Annotated in this window: 17 protein-coding genes; 7 read left to right on the forward strand and 10 right to left on the reverse strand. The window is 68.0% G+C overall.

Annotated features, from left to right (window positions below; all coding sequences use genetic code 11):
• Positions 1-144 precede the first annotated feature (144 nt).
• The 7 genes from BLV97_RS06225 to BLV97_RS06255 all read left to right on the forward strand — a co-directional run bounded on the left by BLV97_RS06225 (position 145) and on the right by BLV97_RS06255 (position 6,064).
• Positions 145-603 (forward strand): CAP domain-containing protein, encoded by a 459-nt coding sequence (locus BLV97_RS06225; RefSeq protein WP_081825074.1) that lies wholly within the window; start codon positions 145-147, stop codon positions 601-603.
• A 110-nt stretch (positions 604-713) separates the two neighbouring features.
• Positions 714-1,280: a CAP domain-containing protein gene (locus BLV97_RS06230; RefSeq protein WP_051646089.1), complete on the forward strand. Its 567-nt coding sequence runs from the start codon at positions 714-716 to the stop codon at positions 1,278-1,280.
• Positions 1,281-1,350: 70 nt separating this feature from the next.
• Entirely contained in the window at positions 1,351-1,770 is a 420-nt protein-coding gene (locus tag BLV97_RS06235; RefSeq protein WP_035843115.1) for a PaaI family thioesterase, read from the forward strand.
• 100 nt (positions 1,771-1,870) lie between these two features.
• The gene (pdhA, locus tag BLV97_RS06240; protein WP_035843112.1) at positions 1,871-2,881 is read left to right on the forward strand and encodes a pyruvate dehydrogenase (acetyl-transferring) E1 component subunit alpha; all 1,011 of its coding nucleotides are present in this window, start codon (positions 1,871-1,873) and stop codon (positions 2,879-2,881) included.
• A 13-nt stretch (positions 2,882-2,894) separates the two neighbouring features.
• A complete protein-coding gene (locus tag BLV97_RS06245) occupies positions 2,895-4,301 on the forward strand; it encodes a pyruvate dehydrogenase complex E1 component subunit beta (protein ID WP_035843109.1) in 1,407 nt (468 codons plus the stop codon).
• Between the two features lie 5 nt (positions 4,302-4,306).
• Complete coding sequence (locus tag BLV97_RS06250; RefSeq protein ID WP_143037497.1) at positions 4,307-4,735, forward strand: hypothetical protein; 429 nt, start codon at positions 4,307-4,309, stop codon at positions 4,733-4,735.
• A gap of 15 nt (positions 4,736-4,750) precedes the next feature.
• Positions 4,751-6,064 carry a pyruvate dehydrogenase complex dihydrolipoamide acetyltransferase gene (locus BLV97_RS06255; RefSeq protein WP_035843103.1) on the forward strand — a complete coding sequence of 438 codons (1,314 nt, stop codon included), beginning with the start codon at positions 4,751-4,753 and terminating at the stop codon, positions 6,062-6,064.
• Between the two features lie 90 nt (positions 6,065-6,154).
• Here the strand turns inward: BLV97_RS06255 and cysE are convergent, their stop codons facing one another.
• From cysE to BLV97_RS06305, 10 genes are all read right to left on the reverse strand, one after another.
• Positions 6,155-6,979: a serine O-acetyltransferase gene (gene cysE, locus BLV97_RS06260; protein ID WP_035843100.1), complete on the reverse strand. Its 825-nt coding sequence runs from the start codon at positions 6,977-6,979 to the stop codon at positions 6,155-6,157.
• Between the two features lie 184 nt (positions 6,980-7,163).
• A complete protein-coding gene (locus BLV97_RS06265; protein WP_051646088.1) occupies positions 7,164-7,457 on the reverse strand; it encodes a DUF7742 family protein in 294 nt (97 codons plus the stop codon).
• Between the two features lie 11 nt (positions 7,458-7,468).
• Positions 7,469-11,365 carry a baseplate multidomain protein megatron gene (locus BLV97_RS06270; RefSeq protein WP_035843095.1) on the reverse strand — a complete coding sequence of 1,299 codons (3,897 nt, stop codon included), beginning with the start codon at positions 11,363-11,365 and terminating at the stop codon, positions 7,469-7,471.
• Positions 11,365-11,802, reverse strand: coding sequence for an NlpC/P60 family protein (locus BLV97_RS06275; protein WP_035843093.1), 438 nt, complete (start codon positions 11,800-11,802; stop codon positions 11,365-11,367). The genes BLV97_RS06270 and BLV97_RS06275 overlap by 1 nt, the downstream gene beginning before the upstream one ends.
• The gene (locus BLV97_RS06280; RefSeq protein ID WP_051646087.1) at positions 11,799-12,668 is read right to left on the reverse strand and encodes a DUF2163 domain-containing protein; all 870 of its coding nucleotides are present in this window, start codon (positions 12,666-12,668) and stop codon (positions 11,799-11,801) included. Before BLV97_RS06280 ends, BLV97_RS06275 begins: the two co-directional genes overlap by 4 nt.
• Complete coding sequence (locus BLV97_RS06285; protein ID WP_035843090.1) at positions 12,665-13,297, reverse strand: DUF2460 domain-containing protein; 633 nt, start codon at positions 13,295-13,297, stop codon at positions 12,665-12,667. The genes BLV97_RS06280 and BLV97_RS06285 overlap by 4 nt, the downstream gene beginning before the upstream one ends.
• A gap of 1 nt (position 13,298) precedes the next feature.
• On the reverse strand, positions 13,299-13,952 hold the full coding sequence (locus tag BLV97_RS06290; protein WP_035843195.1) for a phage tail tape measure protein: 654 nt from the start codon (positions 13,950-13,952) through the stop codon (positions 13,299-13,301).
• Entirely contained in the window at positions 13,867-14,175 is a 309-nt protein-coding gene (locus BLV97_RS21940; RefSeq protein ID WP_092163983.1) for a rcc01693 family protein, read from the reverse strand. Before BLV97_RS21940 ends, BLV97_RS06290 begins: the two co-directional genes overlap by 86 nt.
• Positions 14,172-14,492: a gene transfer agent family protein gene (locus tag BLV97_RS06300; protein WP_035843190.1), complete on the reverse strand. Its 321-nt coding sequence runs from the start codon at positions 14,490-14,492 to the stop codon at positions 14,172-14,174. Before BLV97_RS06300 ends, BLV97_RS21940 begins: the two co-directional genes overlap by 4 nt.
• 14 nt (positions 14,493-14,506) lie before the next feature.
• A complete protein-coding gene (locus BLV97_RS06305) occupies positions 14,507-14,920 on the reverse strand; it encodes a phage major tail protein, TP901-1 family (RefSeq protein WP_035843088.1) in 414 nt (137 codons plus the stop codon).
• Between the last annotated feature and the right edge of the window lie 36 nt (positions 14,921-14,956).

Genomic DNA, 14,956 nt, shown 5'->3' on the forward strand with positions numbered 1-14,956 from the left:
GCGGGCGGGGGCGATGCCCCCTGCACCCCCGGCGTACTTTCGGAACAATGAAAGGGCGCCGGGGTCGTCGGGATCTGGTGTCGTCGACCGGCGCGTCGCGGGAAACGGCTGACAGGCGGGGTGGTGCTGCGTTAGGTTGGGGTCATGCGATGTCTTCTACCCCTGCTCCTGCTATTGCTCGGCGGCCCGGCGCTGGCCTGTGTTCCGGCCCGGGGCAGCGCCGCGATTTCGCGGAGTTTTCTGACGCAGGTCAATGATTTGCGCGGACAGTCGGGGTTGCGGAAGTTGCATGTCGAGGCGCGTCTGGCGCGCGCCGCCCTGGCCCATGCCTGCGACAACGCCAGGCGGCGCAGCTATGGCCACCGCGGCGGCGACGGTTCGACCCTTGCGCAACGGCTGGCCCGGGTGCAGTACCCCTATCGCGCGGCGGCCGAGAACACCGGTTGGGGGTTTCGCAGCGCCACAAGCGCGCTGCGCTGGTGGTTGCGTTCGCCCCCGCACCGCGCCAATCTGATGAACCCCGCCCTGCGCGACATCGGTATCGGCATCGCGCTGGGCGGCGATGAGAAATTGTACTGGGTGCTGGATCTTGGCACCCGCTAAGGGGTTGTCACTTCGGTGACACCCATGTGCATTGCACCGCGTGCCGGCCACCGATAACGTCCGGCGCCAACGAGGTGTCACGACACGCCGTTCAGGAGATCAAGAGGCCAATGAAGAAGACCCCCAGCGCCCGGACCAAATCCCGGCTTGCCACCGCCACGCTATTTCTTGCGGCGCTCAGCGCCTGCGCCCCTGCGCCCAAGCCCAAGCCGACCCCCCCGGCGCCGCCGCCGATCGTCGGCTCGACCCCCGGGCATTGCTCGGTCCCCGCCGATATCGACATCTTCCGCGAGAAGCTGCTCGCCGGTATCAACGCCGAACGGGTCAAGAAGGACCTCTCTCCGCTGAGCGTCTCGCCCAAGCTGGAGCAGATCGCCCAGCAGCAGGCATGCGACGACGCCGTGCAGGGGATCTACAGCCACACCGGGCTGGATGGGTCCAGCTATGCCGACCGGCTGAAGCGGATCGGCTATCCCACCAAGGGCGCGCATGAAAACACCGGCATGGGCGCGCCGGCCGAGGGCAACGACACCGTCAAGACGATCGTCGGCTTCTGGATGCTGTCGATCTACCACCGCAACAACATGCTCGACCCGAAGATCACCCAGGCCGGCATCGGCCGGGCGCATGGCTCGAACGGCAACGACTTCTGGGTGGTGGACTTCGGCCGCCCCTGACGATCCCGCGCCGGCGGCCCCGCGCGGGGCCGCCGGCCTGCCGGCCGAACCGAAGAAGGCAGGACCCGCGATGACACCCGACGACCTTCTGTCCTTTGCCAGGCGCATCTTCGCGGCACAGCCGTTCTCATCCTATCTGGGGGCCGAATTGCGAAGCGTGGGCCCCGGCCGCGCCGAGATCACCCTTGCCCTGCGCCCGGAACTGACCCAGCAGCATGGCTTCGCCCATGGTGGGGTGATCAGCTATCTGGCCGACAACGCGCTGACCTTCGCCGGCGGCCTGGCCCTGGGCGGCGACGCGCTGACTTCTGAATACAAGCTCAACTACCTGCGTCCGGCCAGGGGGCTGTCGCTTCTGGCCCGGGCGGAAACCCTGTCGGTCGGCAAGCGGCAGGCGGTCTGCCGTTGCATCGTGCTGGCATGTGACGACCGGGGCGACGAGACCGCCTGCGCCGCGGCGCAGGGCACGATAATCCGCGCCGTCCCCTGACCGGGGCGCGGCGGGGATTTCCACTCGCAACCCGCCCCCCTTTCCTGTATAGGGTAGTTTAATATTGAACTATCCCCATTCCGCCGTGGAGGAGACGCCGATGGCCACCCGGAAAACCCCTGCAAAATCGAATACTTCGAAAGAGGATCTGCTGCATTTCTACCGTCAGATGCTGCTTATACGACGATTCGAGGAAAAGGCGGGGCAACTGTATGGCATGGGGCTGATCGGCGGCTTTTGCCACCTCTACATCGGGCAAGAGGCCGTGGTCGTCGGGCTGGAGGCCGCCGCCGATGAGGGCGACAAGCGGGTGACCAGCTACCGCGACCATGGCCATATGCTGGCCTGCGGCATGGACCCCAAGGGGGTGATGGCCGAACTGACCGGGCGCCGCGACGGCTATTCCAAGGGCAAGGGCGGCTCGATGCACATGTTCTCGAAAGAGAAGCATTTCTACGGCGGCCACGGCATCGTCGGCGCCCAGGTGCCGATCGGCGCGGGGCTGGCGCTGGCCGACAAGTACAAGGGCACTGACCGGGTCACCTTCACCTATTTCGGCGACGGCGCCGCGAACCAGGGCCAGGTGGCCGAGACCTACAACATGGCCCAGCTGTGGGATCTGCCGGTGGTCTTCGTGATCGAGAACAACCAGTATGCGATGGGCACCAGCGTCAAGCGCTCGACCCGCTCGCCCGATTTCTGGGAACGTGGCGCGGCCTACGGCATCAAGGGCGAGGCGGTCGACGGCATGGACGTGCTGGCGGTGAAGGCCGCGGGCGAGAAGGCCGTGGCGCACTGCCGTTCGGGCAAGGGCCCCTATATCCTGGAGGTCATGACCTACCGCTACCGCGGCCATTCGATGTCGGACCCGGCCAAGTACCGCACCCGCGAAGAGGTGCAGAAGATCCGCGAGGAGCGCGACGCGATCGAACATGTGCGCGAATTGCTGTTGCAGGGCAAGCACGCCACCGACGACGAGTTGAAGGCGATCGACAAGGAGATCAAGTCGATCGTCAACGAGGCCGCCGAGTTCGCGAAGGAAAGCCCCGAGCCGGATGTCTCGGAGCTTTGGACCGACATCTACGCCGAAGAAGCGCCGCAGGAAGCCTGAGGGGGGAACGGATATGGCAACGGAAATTCTCATGCCGGCACTCAGCCCCACGATGGAAGAGGGCACGCTGGCGAAATGGCTGAAGGCCGAGGGCGACACGGTCAGCGCCGGCGACATCATCGCCGAGATCGAGACCGACAAGGCGACGATGGAATTCGAGGCCGTCGATGAGGGCGTGCTGGGAAAGATCCTGATCGCCGAGGGCACCGAGGGCGTGAAGGTCAACACACCGATCGCCGTGCTGGTCGAAGAGGGCGAAGACGTGGACGCCGCCGTGGCCGATGCCCAGGCCGGATCGGATGGCGGATCGGATGGCGGATCGGGTTCCAAGGCCTCCGCCCCGGCGGAAAGCGCGGCGAAACCCGCCGCCGCCTCTGCCCCCGCCGCCCCCGCCGCGCCGCGATCGAAGGCCAGCCCCGATTGGCCCGAAGGCACCGTGATGAAGGAGATGACCGTCCGCGAGGCGTTGCGCGAGGCCATGGCCGAAGAGATGCGCCGCGCCGAGAACGTCTTCCTGATGGGCGAGGAGGTCGCCGAATATCAGGGCGCCTACAAGATCAGCCAGGGCCTGCTGGATGAATTCGGGCCCGCGCGGGTGCGCGACACGCCGATCACCGAACACGGCTTCGCCGGCGTCGCCGTCGGCGCGGCCTTCGGCGGCCTGCGCCCGATCGTCGAATTCATGACCTTCAACTTCGCCATGCAGGCGATCGACCAGATCGTCAACTCGGCGGCCAAGACGCTTTACATGTCCGGCGGCCAGATGGGTGCGCCGATGGTGTTTCGCGGCCCCAACGGCGCCGCGGCCCGCGTCGGCGCCCAGCACAGCCAGGACTACGCCGCCTGGTATGCGCAGATCCCCGGCCTCAAGGTCGCGATGCCCTATTCGGCCTCGGACGCGAAGGGGTTGCTGAAGACCGCGATCCGCGATCCGAACCCGGTGATCTTCCTGGAAAACGAGATCCTCTACGGCCACAGCTTCGAGGTGCCGCAGCTTGACGATTTCACCGTGCCCTTCGGCAAGGCCCGGATCTGGCGCGAAGGCTCGGACGTGACCATCGTCAGCTTCGGCATCGGCATGCAATATGCGCTGGAAGCGGCCGAACGGCTGGCCGGCGACGGGATCGAGGCCGAGGTGATCGACCTGCGCACGCTGCGGCCCATCGACTACGACACGGTGCTTGCGTCGGTGATGAAGACCAACCGCTGTGTGACCGTGGAAGAGGGCTTCCCCGTGGGGTCGATCGGCAACCACCTGGGCGCCACGATCATGCAGCGTGCGTTCGATTACCTCGACGCGCCGGTGATCAATTGCACGGGCAAGGACGTGCCGATGCCCTATGCCGCGAACCTTGAAAAACTGGCGCTGGTGACCACCGACGAAGTCGTCGAGGCGGTCCACCAGGTGACCTATCGGTGAACGACATGGCAAATCTCTCGAGCTCTCGTAAGAAGGTGAATATTTCTACGGCCATTATGGGTCCACCTGTAGTGATGCTGATAATCGACTGGTTTGCGCTGATGGTACCGGTAGTTACTCTTTATGGCGCTGAAATCGTCGTTTCTTGGCTCGGAGCAATATATGGCTGCATAATTGCTGGCGGCTTGCTCAGCGGCCCACTTACTTCAATGAAAGATTTCGAAGACTACGAACCTAATGACATCGCCTGGCTAGCCACGGGGATTGCGGTTGGAGTCTTCGTACCGTTCGCGGTCGTTCCGCTGATGCAGTTGACGAGCAACTTTCACAGCCTTCTGGCCTATTTCTTGGTAGCAGTCTTCGCCGCAACCGCTCCGAGCGATTGCATCACTATCGTGCGCTCCATTGCGAAGCGTCTCGCGAAGCATTCTTGAACAGCGGAGGAATACATGGCCACTGAAATCCTGATGCCCGCGCTCTCGCCCACGATGGAGGAAGGGACGCTGGCGAAATGGCTGGTGAAGGAGGGCGACACCGTATCGTCCGGCGACATCCTGGCCGAGATCGAGACCGACAAGGCGACGATGGAATTCGAGGCGGTGGACGAAGGCACCATCGGCCGCATCCTGATCGCCGAGGGCACCGAGGGCGTGAAGGTCAACACCCCGATCGCCGTGCTGCTCGAAGAGGGCGAGGACGCCTCGGCCATCGACAGCGCCTCCAACCCCTCCGAGCCCGCGAAAGCGGCGGCGAAGGCCCCTGAGGCGGTCCCCGATGCCCCCGCCAAGGAGGCCCCGAAAGACACCGCCGCCGCCAAGGCCCCATCCGCGCCCAGCGCCGACGGCAAGCGCATCTTCGCCTCGCCGCTGGCGCGCCGGATCGCCGCCGACAAGGGCCTCGATCTGTCGCAGCTGACCGGTTCGGGCCCGCATGGCCGCATCGTCAAGGCCGATGTGGAAGCTGCCAAACCCGCCGCCAAGGCGGCCGAGGCCCCCGGCGCCAAGGCCCCTGCCCCCGCCGCGGCACCGGCCGGCCCGTCGACCGACGCGGTGCTGAAGATGTATGCCGACCGCGACTTCGAGGAGGTCAAGCTTGACGGCATGCGCCGCACCATCGCCGCGCGGCTGACCGAGGCCAAGCAGACGATCCCGCATTTCTACCTGCGCCGCGATATCCGGCTGGACGCCTTGCTGAAGCTGCGCGCCGATCTGAACCACCAGCTTGCGGGCCGCGGGGTGAAGCTGTCGGTGAACGACTTCATCATCAAGGCTTGCGCGCTGGCGCTGCAGGAGGTGCCCGATGCCAACGCCGTCTGGGCCGGCGACCGGATCCTGAAGCTCAAGCCCTCGGACGTGGCGGTGGCCGTGGCGATCGAGGGCGGGCTGTTCACGCCGGTGCTGCACGACGCGCAGCAAAAGACGCTCTCGGCGCTGTCGGCCGAGATGAAGGACCTGGCCGCTCGCGCCAAGGAGCGCAAGCTGGCGCCGCATGAATATCAGGGCGGCAGCTTCGCGGTCTCGAATCTGGGCATGTTCGGCATCGACAATTTCGACGCGGTCATCAACCCGCCGCATGGCTCGATCCTGGCGGTCGGCGCGGGGGTGAAGAAGCCCGTCGTGACCGAGGCCGGCGCGATCGAGGTGGCGACGGTGATGTCGGCCACGCTTTCGGTCGACCACCGGGTGATCGACGGCGCGCTCGGCGCCCAGTTCCTCAAGGCGATCGTCGAGGCGTTGGAGAACCCGATGCTGATGCTGGCCTGACCCCCCCTGGGGGAAACCGACAAATCAGAACGCCCGGACCAAAAGGCCCGGGCGTTTCTCGTTCCGGTTCAAGGCTGTCGGCGCCAACCCTTACCCCTTGAAGCAGTCGCAATCCTTGTCGAGCGTCTGGTCCATCCGGACCGAGGGCTGATCGCAGCCCGCGTCGCCCACCACCCGCGCCGGCACCCCGGCAACCGTCTTGCAGCAGGGCACGTCCTGCAACACCACCGATCCCGCGGCGATGCGGCTTCGGTCGCCCACCTGAATGTTGCCCAGCACCTTCGCCCCGGCGCCGATCAGCACCCCGTCGCCGATCTTCGGATGACGGTCGCCATCCTCCTTGCCGGTGCCGCCCAGCGTCACCGAATGCAGCAAGGAAACGTTGTCGCCCACCACCGCCGTCTCGCCGATCACGATCGCATGGCCGTGGTCGATCATCAGCCCCTTGCCGATCGCCGCCGCCGGGTGGATGTCGATCGAGAACACCTCCGACACCCGCATCTGGATGAACAGCGCCATGTCGCGCCGCCCCTGGCGCCACAGCCAATGCGCCACCCGATAGGCCTGCACCGCCTGGAACCCCTTGAAATAAAGGATCGGCTGCAGGTAGCGGTGGCAGGCCGGATCGCGCTCAAAGATCGCGACCAGATCGGCGCGGGCGTTCTCGCCCAGGGTGCGGTCGCTGCGATAGGCCTCGTCGGCGATCTCGCGCAGGATCTGCTCGCTCAGTTCGTTCGAGGCCAGCTTCAGCGCGAAGCGATAGCCCAGCGCGCTTTCCAACGTCGCATGGTGCAGCAGATTGTAATGCAGCATCCCGCCCAGCAGCGGCTCTTCCTCTAGCGCTTGCTGCGCCTCCTCCAGCACGCGGCTCCAGACGGGGTCGAGGGCGGCGATCTGCGGTCTCAGGCGGGCCATGGCTGTCTCCGGGTTCTGGCGCGAATGCATAGCGTTTTTATCAGATAGAACGAAAAACGCACGCTCAAAGAGGCGCGAGGTGCTTTTTCGCGCAGCCCGTTCCGGCGCCAGCTCCCTTACACCCCCAGTCTCCCTTGCGATATCTCGCCCAGACGGAACGACTTCGGCCAGATCCTCCATTCTCTCATTGTTCCCCAAATACGCCCGCGGCCTCTGCCCGCGTCCGTAGCGCCACGATCACCCTCCCCAAAGCATCCAGCCACTCCGGATCGCTCAGGAACGGCTCTGCCCCCGGCCCCCGCGCCAGCGCCGCCGCCATCAGGCTGCCATTGCCGAAACGCGGATGCGCCCGCCCGGTGTGCCCGCGCCAGCGGTCGGCCAGATCCGCCTCGGCGATCAGGGTGGCAATCGCGGCATCGCGCGCCGCTGGCGGCTGGGCGCGCAGCACCCGTGCCGCCGCCAACACATCGCCGATCATCACTGGCCGCATCACGTCGCCACGGTGACCTCGGCGAAGGGTCCCGGCCCGAAACTGTCCGACACCTGCGCCACGGACAGCGTAAACGGCGCCGCCACGCCGTCCGCCGTCTGGGCCGCGGTGGAATAGCTCCAGCCCGGCGCCGCCACGCCTTCATCGCGCAGTATGGCGCCTCCGGCGATCACCCGCACCAGATAAGCCTCGCGCGCCTCGCCCAGCGGCACCTCGACCCCATTCCAGCTGTCGCCGTCGATCCGGGTGCGGCGGATCCAGCGCAGATCCACCGCCCCGTCCGCCGCCCGCGTCACCCCCAGATGACAGGGCGCATAGGGCCGCAGCCCGATGCCCTCAAACGCCGCCACCTCATGCAGATAGCTCGGGTCATCATAGGGCCGCGCCGCCGCCCCAATCCGGTAGTGCCGCGCCAGCCCGCGTGCCGACAACGCCAGATCCGGCTGCACCGCCGCCCCGTTCAGCAGCACGAAGCGGCTGCCGATCGGCCAGACCGCCGGCATCAACGCATCGCTTCCCGCCTGGCCCCGCAGCCGCAGCGCCAGATCATAGGTGTCGGGCGCCACCAGCGTGGCCTCGGCGAACTGAAACACTTCCCAATTGTCCGACGACCCATCCCCGATCGCCGCCACATTCGCGCCGTTCAGCACATCCAGCATCGCCGCCGAGGCCAGCCCCCCGCCATAAACCTTCACCCGAAGCGCCGGGCCGCGATCCCAAAGCCCGGCCGAGGCGCGTTCCAGGATCGACAGCGTCTCGCCGATGACCGAGGGCGCCGGGATCAGCTTGTTCAACTGATAGCCCGCATCCTGGGCCGCGCTATAGCAGGCCACGGTCCCGGGCCAGGGCGTCGCCGTCACCGCAAGATGGGGCTCGTAGGGAACCTCCTTCCCGGTCAGCAGCGGCAGATCCAGAAATTGCGCGAAGACCGGCACCGGCGGGGTGAAGGGGCGCGGCACCACGCGCTCTTCCACTGCGTCCGAGGCGATGTAGATCCCCGGCTCCACCCGAACCGCCTCGACCAGCCGCGCGCCGGCTTCCTCGACCCGGTCGATGCGGAAATCGGTGCCGCGCAGCGACACCACATCGCCCGCGCCAAGATCCAGATCCGACGGCGGCAGCGCGAATTTCACGCTGTCGCGCGCCACCCGCGCCTCAGCCAACCAGCGCTCGGTTACCTGCCGCGCCTCGGCCCCGGTCAGGACCAGCGGTGCCTCGCTTTGCGACACCGGCAGTTGCGCCGATTGCGGAAACACCGCCTCGGCCACGCGGGTGTCGAAATCGCCGCCCGCGCCGACATAGGTCAGCCGCACCCGCCCCGCGACCTCGGCCGCCGCCGCGCGCTGGGTCTCGACCGCGCTGTCCATGCCCTGGGTCAGCGCCAGCCGCGCCTCGTCCAGCACCCGCGCGCGCAGCCCGTCGCGCAGCCGGAAGCGCAGCGCGCCGCCGCGTTCGGTCGCGTCGAACCCGTAGACCAGCGACAGCGGCTGCAACGCCTCACGCGCGCTGCCGGTCTGATCCACGACATAGCCGCGCAGCAGCCCGTACAGCCGCGACACGTCGGTCTGCGCGACCCCCGCCGCCGCGCAGAAATCACGCACCACGCCCCCCAGGGGTTGCGCCGTCGCCCGCCCCGTCAGCCAGTGGCCGCGGGCGTAATTGTCGCCGTCCGACCACAGGTCGATCTGGTTGGGAAAGGCCGGAAAGGGCCGCGCGTCCCAGGCCCAGACATGGGCATAGCGGGTCTCGACCATCGGGCCGGGGTAAAGATCCGAGGCCGGGTTATGCTCGGCCTTGCCCCAATAACCCGCCATGGCGCGCAGATATTGCTGCTGGATCAGATCGTCCCGGGTCCCGCGCGACGCCCTTGGCAGGCCGGATTCCGACGACCGGACGTCAAGGAACTTGTTGGGCTGATTGGTGCCCTTGTCGATCGCCGCGCAGCCGATCTCGGTGAACCGGATCGGTTTCGATCCCGGCACCCAGGGCGTGGGCGTCACGGCCCGCACCCCGCCCGGGCGCGGAAAATGCACGTTCTCCCACCAGCCGCGGATATCCTTGGTGCGATAGACCCAGGGCTCGCCATAGGCGCCATCGGTGATCGGCGTGCGGATCTGCAACTCCGCGGCCTCGGGGCTTTCGTAATACCAGTCGAAATACTCGCCACCGCCGATATTGGCCATCAGGTAGTCGAGGTTGTAGATCGACCCCCATTCCGCATCCGCGTGATCCGGCCCGTCGCGCCAGTCCGAGATCGGCAGATAATTGTCGATACCGATGAAATCTATGTTGTCATCGGCCCAAAGCGTGTCCAGCGGAAAGGTCAGATCGCCCTCCGGGGTGACATGGCTGCCGTATTCCGACCAGTCCGCGGCATAGGTCAGCTTCACCCCCGCGCCCAGCACCGCGCGCACATCCGCGGCCAGCGTCCGCATCGCCTCGGCGAAGGGAAAGCCGCCACCGGCACCCCGCACCCGCGACAGCCCGCGCATTTCCGACCCCAGGCAGAAGGCGTCGACGCCGCCGGCCAGCTTCGCCAGCCAGGCGCAGGACAGGATGAAACGCCGATAGCCCCAATCCCCCGCTGGGCCCGCATAGCTGAGCTGGCCGCCCGCGATCGAGAAATCCGCCGGCGCGGCCGCACCGAAGAACGCCGCCACCTCGGCCTCGGCCGCGACGGTCCCGTCGGCCGATCCCGCCTGTCCCGGCGCCAGATCCAGCGTGATCCGCCCGCGCCAAGGCAGCGCCGGCTGCTCGGCCTCGCCATAGGGGTCGGCCAGGCCATTGCCGGCCAGTTGCTCCATCAGCACGAAGGGATAGAACATCACCTCTCGGCCGGCGGCCCGGATCGCCTGGATCGCCTCGACGACCGAGCCATCGGCCGGCGTGCCCCCGTAGATCGACTTGCCGTCCACCTTCGCCACCGCCTGGGCGGCGGTCCGGGTGATGCCGCCGGCGCGCCAAGCCATGCCCTGGCCCTCATAGGTGGTCTGCTCGACCTTGGGGCGCAGGCTGCACTGGCCGCAGCGCAGATCGTCGCCAAACCAGCTGACCACCAGCGACACCGACCCGCTGTTGGGCAACTCGGTCTCCAACTGATCCAGCGAAACCGAGAAATCCGTGCGCCCCCCCGGCACATGCACATTGGCCGAGGATTTCGCCCCCGGACCGGTGCCATAATGCACCGGGGTCGTGGCCAGCGCATATTCCCCGGTCCCCGGGATCAGCGCCACCGCCTGCACCGCCTCGGGCAGCAGCGGCGGCTCGCCCGCCACCGGCTGCACCGGGCGGATCACCTCGAAACTGAATTGCGGCACCCGGTTGCCATAGGGCGCCAGCGGCAGATCCTCGAACACCACATAGGCCAGCCCGCGATAGGCCGGCGCCTTGCCGGCGCCCTCGATGGCCTCGATCTTGGCGTCGGGCAGCTGATCCTCGCCGCCCAGATAGACCCGGATCGGCAGATCCGTCGCCGCGACCTCGACCCCGTCGGCCCAGATCCGGCCGATGCCCGCGATCTCGCCTTCGCACAAGGCCACCGCCAGGCTGACGGAATAGCTGTATTCGGTCACCGCCGGCTGCGGCGCGCCCTTGCCGCCGCCCTGCTGGGTGACCTGCTCGCGAAACCCCGAGGCCCAGATCACCTGGCCGCCCAGGCGCGTCCGCCCCCAGACCCGCGCGATGGCCGCGCCCTCGCTGGCCCCCATCAGCCGAAAGCGATCGACCCGGCCGGTCTCGACCGCGTCGGAACCGGCCCCCAGCAGCCGCTGGTCGATCACCCGACCCAGCGTCGCGCCGACCGCGCGCCCGATCACCGCGCCCGACAAGCCCAGCACCGTGCCGCCAAAGCCCGCGCCAAGGGCCGACCCCACGGCGGAAAGAACGATCGTCGCCATCAGGCGCCCTCCTTCGGAAATTGAAACCGCGCCGCGATCCGGCGGCGCCAGGGGGCCGACAGCGGGCTTTCAACCACGCTGTGCCCCGAATAGGCGTGTATGAATGTGGCCCCCGCCCCCACCTCGGCCGCGATGCCCAGATGTTTCGCCACCCCCCCGGCACGCATCCGAAACAGCAACACATCGCCCGGCGCCGGGGCGCCGGCGGGCCGCATATGGCGCAGCGCCGCCGCCAGCAATACCTCCTGGGCGCCCGGCTCGGCCCAATCCGGCGTATAGGCCGGCACCGGTTCCGGCTCGGCGCCGTACAATTCGCGCCAGACCCCGCGGATCAGGCCCAGGCAATCGGTGCCCGCGCCGCGCGCGCTGGCCTGATGACGATAGGGCGTGCCCAGCCAGCCCCGCGCGATCGCCACCGCGCGCGCGCCCTGGGTCATGGCGCCGCGCCGCCCGCCCGCTGGGGTGTGGTGGTCAGCCAGTCCTCACCTGGGATATCAGGAAACCCCCTGAAATTCAGCAGGTTGTGGAATTTCAACCGGCAGGTTTCGGCGCGCTTGTCGCAGCCCGCCGTGATCCGCAGAAGATCCCCCGCAGCCACCGGCACGGGCAGCGATTCCCACAGCTCGATCGCGCGGCCGGCGGCGGAAAGGCGGTCATTCTTCACCACCGCCACCAGCCCCTTCGCAGCACCGCTCAGGACCTCCAGCCGGCCCTTCTCGAACCAGCGGTCATCGAAGCCGGTGAAATCGGCGAAGTGAAAGATCCGGCCTTCCTCGACCCGTTCCGCCGGCCGATCCGAGACATAGCCCGGCGCGGCCAGATCCACCTTGCAGGCCGCGTCGCCCAGCACCGCGCTGCAGCCCGCCTGATAGACCCGCCCCTGCGGCTGGTTCAGCGCCTCGGTCAGCCCGCGCAATTCCGCCGTGAACGCGCCGCCGCTGCGCGTCAGCTCTCCGATCTGGCCGCGAAACAGCATCTGCCGCGCCGCGACATCGGTCCAGTCCACCAGCCAGGCGCGCACCTCGGCCCCATCGAAGCGCCCCGCGACGATGTCGGCCTCGGTCACCGCGCTGTCCGACAAGGCCCCCAGCGCCTCGGTATTGTCCACCGACAGCCCCGTGCTCTGCGTCAGCGCCCGCGCGCTCATGCCGCTGTCGGCGCGAAAGTCGATCCCGTCGAAGGCCAGGTCGCGATCGTGATCGGTGAAGCCGAAGACCGTGCCATCGGTGCGCTGGACCGCCCAGCACCGGCACAGCGCCGCCGCTCCCTGCTGCAGCCGCGCCGTCAGAAGATCGGCACTCATATCCGCACCTCGATCACCGGCACGCTGGGCACGTCGCCCGCCTGAAAGCTGGCCACCGAGGTCTGTATCCGGTCGGTATCGAAGCGCACCGGCACGTCGAATTCATAGCCCGCCGTCACCGGCGCGCCGACATCGGGGGGCTCGGTGAAGCTGACCATGCCGGTCGTCGGATCGACGCTGAACTGCAGCCCCTCGACCAGCGGATCACCGGCGATACCCACCCGCACGCTGCCCGCGACGGGCTTGGTGATCGGGCGCGCATAGCTTTGATCGCCCGAGCGATAGACCTTCACCAGCGGAAAGGTCACCGTCTCGCCATCACCCAGCGCGATCACCTGATCGTCGAACGCCACCTCGCGCGAGGCCGGGCAGGACCTGTAATCCGTCCAGTCCTTCCAGCGGAAACCGTTCAGCTGCCCGCGGCGGGCCTCGAAAAAGGCCACCAGGGCTTCCATGTCATCGAGCGACCGCAACCCCACACCGGCGTCGAACCGCCGCCGCGATTGCGCCCAGGGGGTGTTGCGTTCCTCATAGCCGTTGGCCAGCGTCACGATCTCCGTGCGCCGCTCTGGCCCGCCCAAAGAGCCAAAGCTCAGATTGGCGGGAAATCTCACCTCGTCGAATGCCATCTTACCTGTTCCTCTGCCCGCGCTGGATCGCCCGGCCCAGCTGCGCCGCCACCTGGGACTGACTTTGCCGGAAGCCGCGCACATCCGGCGTCGTGATGTTCATGACCACGTTGACGGTGCGGCCCCCGCCCTGCGCCTGCACCCCCAAACGCCCGTCCGGTCCCCGCGCCAGCGGCATGATCGCCTCGGGTCCGGCCTCGCCCATCAGGCCGCGCCCGCCGCGCATCGCGAACCCGGTGGGCTGCGCCACCACGCCGCCCTTGGCAAAGGGCATCACCCGCCCCTGCGCGAAGGGCGCGCCCTGGGCGAAGGGCTGGATCGACGACATCACCCCTTGCAGCCCGCTGGCCAGCGCGCCGCCGACCGCGTTCTGCACCGGCTTCATCGCGATCGCATAGACCGTATCGACCATGGTCTTCGCCACACCCCGCAGCGCGTCCGACAGCTTCATCCCGTCGAACACCAGCCCGTCGAACGACCGCCGAAGGCCGCGCCCGATCCCGCGCGAAAGCACATCCACCTCGCGCCCGGTGAACACCAGGCTGTCGCGCATCCGCCCGAGTTCGCGGTCAAAGGTCGCCGCCATTCCGGCCGACGCCCCCAGGCTGACCTCCAGCGCGTCGATCTCGGCCGTCAGCTGCGTCACATCCACCATCATCCTGCCCTTTCGCCCGGCCGGTTCCCGCATCGGGATAGGCCCGTACCAAATCTTCCAGCCGCGCCCGGGTCAGCGGCGCCCGCGCGCCGCCCAGCCCCAGCATCAGCATCAGCTCCACCGGCGTGAGCCGCCAGAACGCCTCGGGCGGCAACTGCAGCTCTCGCAGCCCCGCGCGCATCAGCCCGGGCCAGTCCAGGCCCAGTGGCGCCCCGTCGCTCATGGCGCGTCCGGCAGCGCGAAGGCACGCGCCAGCAACTCGGCCGCCACCCGGGCGGCCTCTAGCGGGCCGCCGCCGATCTCGGCGCTGCGCAGATCCGCCGCGCCGCCGGCCCAGCCGCCGCCACGCAGCCCCGCCACCACCAGCGCCAGCACGTCGCGGGTGGAAAACCGCCCGCCTTCGAAGCGTTCGACCAGGGCGATCAAGCTGTCCTCGCCCAGGCCGGCCTCCAGTTCCGCCAGGGCGCCCAGGGTCAGCTTGCAGACATGGCGCTGACCGTCGACGATCAGCGCCACCTCTCCGGCCCAGGGATTCACCATCGGAGAATCCGCCATCACAGCGCCGTGAAGATCAGTGCCCCGGCCGAGGCCATCGACATCTCGAACGTGGCCTCGCCGTCATGGGTGCCGGCATAATCGATCGCGGTGATCTGGAACGGCCCCTCGACCGTGCCGAAACCGGGGATCACCACCTGAAATCCGGGCGTCGCACCGTCGAAGAATATCTGGCGCGCGCGCTCGTCCGTCGTGGCATCCTTGAAGATCCCCGACCCAGACAGAGCCGCCGATTTCACCCCCGCGCCGGCCAGCAGCTCGCGCCAGCCTCCCTGGCTTTCCAAAGAGGTCACATCCACCGTCTCCGCGTTGAAACTCAGCCGCGAGGCACGCAGCCCCGCGATCGTCTCGAACTGGCCACCGCCGGTCATGTCGAGCTTGATGAGAAGATCCTTGCCGTTCTGGGCCACCATGGCGAATTCTCCGAATTGTACATGATATCGCGACAA

Origin of the sequence: Allgaiera indica, assembly GCF_900106675.1 — a bacterium.
In the GTDB taxonomy this organism is placed as follows: Bacteria; Pseudomonadota; Alphaproteobacteria; order Rhodobacterales; family Rhodobacteraceae; genus Acidimangrovimonas; species Acidimangrovimonas indica.

Bases quoted from the DNA above. Each gene is read 5' to 3' on its own strand.
- BLV97_RS06225 (WP_081825074.1), top strand. From the start codon at position 145: ATGCGATGTCTTCTACCCCTGCTCCTGCTATTGCTCGGCGGCCCGGCG.
- BLV97_RS06230 (WP_051646089.1), top strand. From the start codon at position 714: ATGAAGAAGACCCCCAGCGCCCGGACCAAATCCCGGCTTGCCACCGCC.
- BLV97_RS06235 (WP_035843115.1), top strand. From the start codon at position 1,351: ATGACACCCGACGACCTTCTGTCCTTTGCCAGGCGCATCTTCGCGGCA.
- pdhA (WP_035843112.1), top strand. From the start codon at position 1,871: ATGGCCACCCGGAAAACCCCTGCAAAATCGAATACTTCGAAAGAGGAT.
- BLV97_RS06245 (WP_035843109.1), top strand. From the start codon at position 2,895: ATGGCAACGGAAATTCTCATGCCGGCACTCAGCCCCACGATGGAAGAG.
- BLV97_RS06250 (WP_143037497.1), top strand. From the start codon at position 4,307: ATGGCAAATCTCTCGAGCTCTCGTAAGAAGGTGAATATTTCTACGGCC.
- BLV97_RS06255 (WP_035843103.1), top strand. From the start codon at position 4,751: ATGGCCACTGAAATCCTGATGCCCGCGCTCTCGCCCACGATGGAGGAA.
- cysE (WP_035843100.1), bottom strand. From the start codon at position 6,979: ATGGCCCGCCTGAGACCGCAGATCGCCGCCCTCGACCCCGTCTGGAGC.
- BLV97_RS06265 (WP_051646088.1), bottom strand. From the start codon at position 7,457: ATGATCGGCGATGTGTTGGCGGCGGCACGGGTGCTGCGCGCCCAGCCG.
- BLV97_RS06270 (WP_035843095.1), bottom strand. From the start codon at position 11,365: ATGGCGACGATCGTTCTTTCCGCCGTGGGGTCGGCCCTTGGCGCGGGC.
- BLV97_RS06275 (WP_035843093.1), bottom strand. From the start codon at position 11,802: ATGACCCAGGGCGCGCGCGCGGTGGCGATCGCGCGGGGCTGGCTGGGC.
- BLV97_RS06280 (WP_051646087.1), bottom strand. From the start codon at position 12,668: ATGAGTGCCGATCTTCTGACGGCGCGGCTGCAGCAGGGAGCGGCGGCG.
- BLV97_RS06285 (WP_035843090.1), bottom strand. From the start codon at position 13,297: ATGGCATTCGACGAGGTGAGATTTCCCGCCAATCTGAGCTTTGGCTCT.
- BLV97_RS06290 (WP_035843195.1), bottom strand. From the start codon at position 13,952: ATGGTGGATGTGACGCAGCTGACGGCCGAGATCGACGCGCTGGAGGTC.
- BLV97_RS21940 (WP_092163983.1), bottom strand. From the start codon at position 14,175: ATGAGCGACGGGGCGCCACTGGGCCTGGACTGGCCCGGGCTGATGCGC.
- BLV97_RS06300 (WP_035843190.1), bottom strand. From the start codon at position 14,492: ATGGTGAATCCCTGGGCCGGAGAGGTGGCGCTGATCGTCGACGGTCAG.
- BLV97_RS06305 (WP_035843088.1), bottom strand. From the start codon at position 14,920: ATGGTGGCCCAGAACGGCAAGGATCTTCTCATCAAGCTCGACATGACC.